This window comes from Actinotignum vesiculae (assembly GCF_051267215.1).
Classification (GTDB): Bacteria; Actinomycetota; Actinomycetes; order Actinomycetales; family Actinomycetaceae; genus Actinotignum; species Actinotignum schaalii.
On sequence record NZ_JBOZGG010000024.1, the window covers coordinates 1 to 7,628 of the forward strand.

8 protein-coding genes are annotated in these 7,628 nt (G+C 55.5%); 4 read left to right on the forward strand and 4 right to left on the reverse strand.

What is annotated here, in order from left to right; all coding sequences use genetic code 11:
* Nucleotides 1-189: 189 nt before the first annotated feature.
* The gene (locus ACRQHG_RS09280) at nucleotides 190-630 is read right to left on the reverse strand and encodes a Panacea domain-containing protein (protein ID WP_435720013.1); all 441 of its coding nucleotides are present in this window, start codon (nucleotides 628-630) and stop codon (nucleotides 190-192) included.
* A gap of 54 nt (nucleotides 631-684) precedes the next feature.
* Here ACRQHG_RS09280 and ACRQHG_RS09285 point away from each other — a divergent pair, with 54 nt between their 5' ends.
* Complete coding sequence (locus ACRQHG_RS09285; protein ID WP_435720014.1) at nucleotides 685-1,779, forward strand: RelA/SpoT domain-containing protein; 1,095 nt, start codon at nucleotides 685-687, stop codon at nucleotides 1,777-1,779.
* Here the strand turns inward: ACRQHG_RS09285 and ACRQHG_RS09290 are convergent.
* Nucleotides 1,776-2,546 carry a DUF4261 domain-containing protein gene (locus ACRQHG_RS09290; protein ID WP_435720015.1) on the reverse strand — a complete coding sequence of 257 codons (771 nt, stop codon included), beginning with the start codon at nucleotides 2,544-2,546 and terminating at the stop codon, nucleotides 1,776-1,778. The two genes, ACRQHG_RS09285 and ACRQHG_RS09290, sit on opposite strands and share 4 nt — an antisense overlap.
* Nucleotides 2,547-2,651: 105 nt before the next feature.
* Here ACRQHG_RS09290 and ACRQHG_RS09295 point away from each other — a divergent pair, with 105 nt between their 5' ends.
* The gene (locus ACRQHG_RS09295) at nucleotides 2,652-3,116 is read left to right on the forward strand and encodes an excisionase family DNA-binding protein (RefSeq protein WP_435720016.1); all 465 of its coding nucleotides are present in this window, start codon (nucleotides 2,652-2,654) and stop codon (nucleotides 3,114-3,116) included.
* Nucleotides 3,117-3,208: 92 nt separating this feature from the next.
* Nucleotides 3,209-3,658, forward strand: a complete 450-nt coding sequence (locus ACRQHG_RS09300) for a helix-turn-helix domain-containing protein (RefSeq protein WP_435720017.1) — start codon at nucleotides 3,209-3,211, stop codon at nucleotides 3,656-3,658.
* 42 nt (nucleotides 3,659-3,700) lie between these two features.
* Here ACRQHG_RS09300 and ACRQHG_RS09305 read toward each other — a convergent pair whose 3' ends face one another.
* Together ACRQHG_RS09305 and ACRQHG_RS09310 are read right to left on the reverse strand one after the other, a co-directional pair.
* Nucleotides 3,701-4,852, reverse strand: coding sequence for an XRE family transcriptional regulator (locus ACRQHG_RS09305; RefSeq protein ID WP_435720018.1), 1,152 nt, complete (start codon nucleotides 4,850-4,852; stop codon nucleotides 3,701-3,703).
* 1 nt (nucleotide 4,853) lies between these two features.
* Complete coding sequence (locus ACRQHG_RS09310; protein WP_435720019.1) at nucleotides 4,854-5,216, reverse strand: hypothetical protein; 363 nt, start codon at nucleotides 5,214-5,216, stop codon at nucleotides 4,854-4,856.
* Nucleotides 5,217-5,708: 492 nt separating this feature from the next.
* Between ACRQHG_RS09310 and ACRQHG_RS09315 the strand changes: the two genes are divergently transcribed.
* Complete coding sequence (locus ACRQHG_RS09315; RefSeq protein ID WP_435720020.1) at nucleotides 5,709-7,616, forward strand: DNA methyltransferase; 1,908 nt, start codon at nucleotides 5,709-5,711, stop codon at nucleotides 7,614-7,616.
* Nucleotides 7,617-7,628 lie beyond the last annotated feature (12 nt).

Sequence of the window (7,628 nt, forward strand, 5' to 3'; positions counted from 1 at the left end):
TTGTTTCACGGTAGTCATTCTGGTTTATCTCCTAGGTGGTTTTCACCCTCACACACAAACCATTAGACACTCTCCGGGGATTGGATTTACTAATTCACACTCCCATCCTCCGCGCTCGGAATCCCGAACGCCCGTGGAGCCATAAGTAAAGGAGGGGTGCTGCCACCCCTCCTTTACTTATGCCACCACCTATAGAACAGGATTGGCCCGGTAGTACTCCTCAATAGCATCCCGAGGAATAACCACTGTCGAGCGGGTTTCAATATCACAGTCCTTGCGGGCTTCCCGCCACGGAGCTTCGCGATGAGTTTTCTCAACCAACTCGTTTGGGTTCAACTCGCCCAACTTCGCGCAGACGGCATCAACAACACTCCGCTGCCGATCAGAAAGCCCTTCACCCCGACTGCGCAGTTCGCCCGGGTTAATGAAAAACTTGCGCCGGTGCTGAGCGAAGAGATCTGGTGATACCGGGCCATTCATCCAAGCTTGAAAGTCTCCGTTAAAAAGAGGCCGGCCAGTTTCACCGAGATAAGCGGCCTGGCAGTAGAAGGTGAGTTTTTGCAATTTCATGGTGGTCATCCGCCCGCAGCGCTCAAGAATACGCCCGGCAATATCTTCAACATTCGCCATCCCGCACCTCCTCATGTCACGTATTCGGGCCGGCAATTTGGCTATAATTCTAGCATGGACGAAAGCCCGCGCCCCACAATCTCCAAGTCCGCCGCAACAAGCGCCGGCAGGATCTTGGCGAAGCTCTATACCGAGCATCCTGAAGATGCGGAGATTCGTTGTCAAGAAGACCAGATGTTCGCAAATGCGCTTACTACCGTCCAAAACTGGCGTTCCCAGCATCTGGAGTCAACCCTCAACGCTTTTGCCGTGGCCCAGGACATTATCGCCGATATCCCCGGCACCCTCGCTACTTTCCGACTCAAGCGAATTAGCTCCATCGTAGCAAAGCTAAGCCGTCCGAAGAACAATTTTCACCTGGGCGCCATGGACGATATCGGTGGCTGTCGCATCATCACGAATAGCTGCGATGATGTTTTCAATATTGCTACCAACCTATCCAAGAAGATGGATCTCAAACCCGAAAACGGGGTGAAGGACTATATACGAACGCCGCAACGTAGTGGATACCGGTCGTGCCACCTCATTACCCTGAGTCCTCCAAATCCCACGTCGTATCGAATCGAGATCCAAGTCCGAACATTTCTTCAACACGCGTGGGCCACAGCTCTCGAGACCGCCGGCTTCATGTACGAGCGAAATTACAAAAACCCGGCCATCGCGGCCACCATGGACGAATCCGAAAAGACCAATCGCAGGTTCTTCCAGATTGTCTCCGCACTTTTCGCTCTCTCGGAGAATCAACCCGTTCCACCCGGAATGCCCGCCGATAAAAATGAGCTCCTCGCAGAATTGAGAGCATCTGAAAAGTACCGCGTTCTCTTCCACGATCTTGCCAATTCATCCACCAGCAGCTATCAGAACTTCATCCCAGCGCCCACCGCAGGCGGCGAAGGCACAAGCCTGTACGTCCTCGAATACGATCAGGAAGCCCAGAGCCTGCGGGCGGAGCCTTTTCCGCACTCAGCCCTCGCGGAGGCCGTACGCGCCTACAACGCCCGCGAAGAAAATGATGTATTTGGACAAACTCGCGACACAGTATTGGTTCATGCGCGAACACCGGAGAATCTTGCCCTGGCATTCCCGAACTACACCGCAAATTTGGATGTGTTCAATCGCAGAATCGCACCCTATTTCGGGGAAAACTAGTAGATCAACCGCAGCGTGGGGGTCTCACCGTCGCGGCCCTGGGCGATGGCGATGGACTCATCAGCGGCGGTGCCCAGAGTTTGCCCTGGCATGAGGGTTGCGCCGTCGGAAATAATATATCCGGCAGTGTTCGCGAGCAGTTCGTACACGGCCTCGCGCGGGCGGTGACTGTCCTTCACCTCGAGGTCGAGGTGCCCGAACAGCGGCAGGCCCACGGTGCGCCCGGACACTACCTCGCCGGCGCGCATCGGCACATAAATCCACAGCAGGAACGGGTCTGCGGCGTCGATCCGATAACTGGTGACCACATCGGCGGGGTAGATGATGCCCAGCTCGGGGCGCGCCACACCCACCGCGGCTTCCTCGCCCATGAGCGAGCGGATCACAGCCGTGTACACCCGGTGCAGCGTGTGCATGGAGGTACGACGACGCGCAGCGAACTCGTCGCTCACCGGGTCGGGCATGTCCTCCCCGGAGCGCGCCATCTCGGAGAAAAACGTCATCATAATGTGGAAAGCGTGCGGCGGGGTGGCGCCCTCCAGCGCGGCCGTCCCGGAGACGGGCGTGAGCAACACTGTCACGCCACTGGCCAGAAAATTGAAGACCTGCCCGCCGGGGAGCTCATCCAGGTGGACATCAAGGGCCCGGCCGTCCACTTCCACGCGTTCCAGCGCCGCGCGCACGTCAATGGGCGCACTAAAAAGAGCGACGGCGCCCAGGTGGTCAGGGGCAACAGGATGAATAGCGGACACCGGAACTTGAGCCATGTGCCCTATCGTAGCGGCTTGGCACAACTTCGCGGGAATGCACTCTTCCCTTCCCACGCGAGGCCCGCTACACTGGAAACGAAAGAAACGAAACGGAGGTGTGACGTGACCACTGTTTCACATGATGACAAAATCGCGCAGATTGATCCGGAGATCATGGATCGAGTCCGCCGGCTTCTCGCTAAGTCACGCAGGGTTGGATTGACCTTCGACGGCGTCACTATCGAAATTCCGCCGCTGCTGCGCGCGCAGATTTCGATGGCCGTGCAGGAGGAACCTGATGGAGATAGGGAAATCTCCACTCAGGAAGCCGCCGATCTGTTGAATATAACTCGCCCAACCGTAGTGAAGCTATGCGAAGAAGGCACAATACCGTTCCGAAAAATCACCACCCATCGCCGGCTCTGGCTCTCCGATGTGCTGAATTATCGCGAAAAGCAGCGGCAGGTGGCAAAGAAGGCGCTGGACGACATCTCGGATATTACGCACGAGATGGGTCTTTATGACCAGACTCCTGAGGATGTCGAAGTAGCGATGCGCGAACTCCGCAAGATCCGTAAAGGCTCCTAAATGGGCGCGGCTTAACTGGATATCGACCACAGTTCACAGTCCCGTCTTCCCCATGCGAGGCCACTACACAGGAAACGAAAAGGAGGTGTGATGTGACGACTTCAGAAGATCAGAAAAATGCCCAGGCGGAGCTGGAGGCAATGGATCGAATCTGTCAGCTCCTCGCTAAGTCACACAGGGTCGAATTGGTTTTTGACGGTATTGCTGTAGAAGTTCCGCCCCTGCTGCGCGCGCAGATTTCGATGGCTGTGCAGGAGGAACCGGATGGAGATAGGGAAATCTCCACTCAGGAAGCTGCCGATTTGTTGAATATGACCCGCCCAACCGTGGTGAAGCTGTGTGAAGAAGGCGCAATACCGTTCCGGAAAATTACCACCCATCGCCGGCTCTGGCTCTCCGATGTTCTGAACTACCGCGAAAAGCAGCGGCATCAAACTCGCGAAGCCCTTGATGCTCTCATGGCAGATTCCTACGCCATGGGCGATTACGACGAAGACCCCGAAGTCATCGCCCAGGCAATTCGCGATATGGGCGCCGAGTAGCGGATACGCACAAAAGAAGAGTGACCTTCTTTCAGGCGTCGATTATCTCAGGCGCAGCTGGATAACCTGCGATTCACCACCGTCACCGAAGTTGTCCGCAGTAGCGATATCTGCGGCAGAATCCGCAGCGGAATCGAGATGCAGCCAGGAGTTAATCCATTCCGGTTTGAGCCCCAAAGCTTCGGACATCTTAAAAGCCAGGGCTTTCTTGCCGAATACTCGCTCCGCCGCTTGCCTGAACAAGGAAGGCTTTTCCGGAGGGACAATCACCGGCTCGCGCTTACGCCAGCCGGCGTTAGCCAGCTGAATCTGCAGACTCCGGAAACGGTGCTGCGTAATGATCCCAAGGCGATGGGCACGCACGGCAGTGGCTGCCACACTGATTCCGTATTCTCGCCTGATATCTAGCAAGCTACGTAGCGGCGTCGTTTCATTAATACGCGCCCGGGCCACGGATTCCGGAAGCAATAGCGCCCCCGCAAAATCGTAGGCACGGCGTTCTTGCGGAGCGCGAATGGAAGGGATCGGCTGAGTAAGGCCCTGATCGAATAGAAGGTGCCCCAGTTCGTGAGCGAGCGTAAGGCGCTGGCGCGCACCTTCTGTACGGTGCACAATACTGATCGCAGGGCGAGTATTTTCCCTGCTAGGCAGGGAAATCGCGAGGTGCCCGGCGTCTTCCACGTCCTCCAATAAGGGGTACACCACAGCAACCCCAAGAAGCCCGAGGATATGGGTGACATTCTGAATCGGCTCCGTGGCACTGAGTCCGAGAACCTTGCGAGTTTGTTCAGCTGAATTTTCCACACCCAAGCCTGCGGCAAGCAGATCGGTACTGGGAAAATCGAGGTACCCAGATTCGCGTGAAACTACATCCCACGCGCGGTTTACTTCTCGCGCGAGCTGGTTGACCTTGCGCTCAGCGGTTACCGTGGCAGTACTGGATTTACGGAAAGTCGCGGTTGCGTTAACGAACTTTAAATCGTCTACCGCAAAGAAGGATAGTGGCACGTGGAAGCTCTGCGCTGCCCGCACCGCAATTTCCTCGGAGAGTGGCTTTTCTTTCCGTAGCACCTTCGAGATAAAAGGTTGGCTCACGCCCAGCAGGTCACCGAGATCCTGCTGATTTACTCCAGCGATGTCTTTTAGGGCCCGAAGCCTTTCGGCCCGAACCCAGCCGTCTACTGTTGACTGCACCCTAATTCTCCGTTTGCCGGATTACCGCTTGACTGCTTCCATAGTAGTCGTAGCCGTTATCTTCGTTGGCGTACTGCCACTCCTCACCCTCGTTCACCGCAAGTTCCGTGGGAATTGGAATCGACAACAACAACGGAACAGGAGCGCCGTATTTCCCCGGTTTGCTGGTCATCACCAAGCGGGAGTCGAAACCACCAAGCCGGTCTTCGACATCACGATAATCCCAAAGATAGAGGAATCTGTATGGCGTCGCGGTTCGCGACACTTCCTCACTGCCCGGCAGATCTAACTCCATTTGTTCTTCAATAGTCCAGGATCTCCGCCTCGCCAAATTGTGCCCGGCGGCGGGAACCTTTCCTGGCATAACAGGGCATTCTTTGAGTACACGCACTAGAAGACCCAAATTATGATTCTCCAGCATAAGTTGCCCCATTAACTGCGGCTGCCCTGTGACATGCCACCCCTCCGGTAGGTCCGCATTTTCGAGAAATTCGCGGAGTTACGCTCGCGCTAACAATGGAAAGAGGTACGGATATTTCGGGTATGCAAGTCCACTCAACCGACTCTCCGAATCGGCCAACGCTCCAGACATTCCCGTGTTAAGAACCTCCCCGACAGAATCGGTGACAATAGCGGCGAGATCGCGAATGTTCTCGATAGTTACAAGCTGCTTGGCGTGACTTTCCATGGTTATATTATAACCCTATATGTCATGTAAGGGAATGGGTGCCGGACGTTTCTAAAGATTGAGCAACTCCCCAAAATTTCTGTCGCAAGCCCCCTCTAAGATAGGAACGTACCGCCCGAGCCGCAGCACCCGCGCCGCGCCCGGGCCCGTCCGCGAAAGGAGCCGGCCGTGGCCATTACTCTCCAAAGTATTGAGGAGAACGTCAAGAAACTCACCTCCCGTGCGCCCTTCACCCGCGATTTCTTCTTCGACCTCCTCCTCGCTTACGGCATCTCCAAATCCAGCGTCACCCGCCTGCGTTCCACCACCGCCAGCTCGCTCAACGTCGCGGCGAACCCGGATCGCGATATCGTGTGGAAAAACAAGATCTACCTGGCCGAAACCAGCCGCGACCTCATAGCCACCGCACAGGAAATGAAAACCAGCGATGCCGCGCTCCGTTTCAATACCCGCTTCGTCATCGCCACGAATTACGAATCCCTCGCCGCAATTGACACCAAAACCGGCGATTCCCTCAGCATCCCCCTCGCCAAACTCGCCAGCGATTTCACCTTCTTCCTCCCCTGGGCGAATATGGAGAAACAGCACTTCTCCTCGGATACCCACGCGGACCGCCGCGCCGCCGAACACATGAGCAAGGTGTACGACGAACTCCTCGCCGCAAACCCCAACCTCTTCCACGGGAACAAATCTCCCCACAGCCTCAACATCTTCTTCACTCGCCTCCTCTTCTGCTTCTTCGCGGAGGATACCGGCATCTTCGCAAAAGGCCAGTTCACCAGCGCGGTCGGCTCGCACACCCAGCGCGACGGCTCCGACACCGCCGCATTCCTCACCGCACTTTTCCACGCGCTTGACACTCCCAACGCGTCCGATAAACCCGTCTATTTGCAGAGCTTCCCCTACGTCAACGGTCGCCTTTTCCGCATTAATAACGACGACGACGCCTCTTTGACAGTCCCCCAATTCACCAAGCATGCACGCGATTCGCTCCTGGAGCTCGGCACCCTGGATTGGTCAGAAATCAACCCGGATATTTTCGGCTCCATGTTCCAGGCGGTGGTGGATAAGGACCAGCGCGCCAACCTGGGCCAGCACTACACCTCGGTTCCCAATATCCTTAAAACCATCAAGCCGCTCTTCCTGGATGAGCTCTGGAACGAATATGACAAAGCCTGCGAATCGGTACCGCGCCTCAAGAAACTCCTCACAAGAATTTCAAAAATCAAGCTTTTCGATCCAGCCAGCGGCAGCGGCAACTTTTTAGTTATCGCATATAAGGAATTGCGCAAGCTCGAACATGCCATCTTGGACCGCATCGATTCCCTTTCTTCGGCGGGCCGCTGGGGCCTGCTCGGCATGGGTGAGGAAGAAAAGCTCGGCGCCGCCACCCTGGGCTTCGGTTCCTCGGTGATCAATATTGAGAATTTCTACGGCATCGAAATTGACGACATCTCCGTGGAGATGGCCATCCTTTCCCTCTGGATCGCCAAGCACCAGATGAACCAGGAGTTCAAAGCCAAGTTCGGCCTGGATATTCCCCTGATCCCGCTCAAGGAAACCGGGCACATCGTGCACGGCAACGCCACCCGCCTCGACTGGAACGAGGTCTGCCCCAACAACGGCACCGACGAAATTTATTTAATCGGAAACCCACCGTACCTTGGCGCAAACCGTCAAACCAATACACAAAAAGAGGACTTCCATTTCGTTTTCCGAGATCAGAAGCATCCGAAGAATCTCGACTATGTAGCCTTATGGCTCATTAAGGGTGCTGACTATATTCGCGGCACTAACGCGAAGCTGTCTTTCGTAACAACCAACTCGATTACCCAGGGTGAGCAGGTGGCACTCCTTCACCCACATGTTTTCACGAACGGTATCGAAATTGGGTACGCGTACACCTCTTTTAAATGGAGCAATAATGCATCCCATAACGCAGGAGTATCCGTTGTCGTCATTAGCTTGCGTAATGAATGCAAGGATCCTAAAAGCTTGTTCACAGATGGAGTGAGTGTGTCAAGTTGTTTGTGTGTGAGCATTGTTTATAAATACTTATTAAACCGGTCAGGGTAGGCCACGGACATC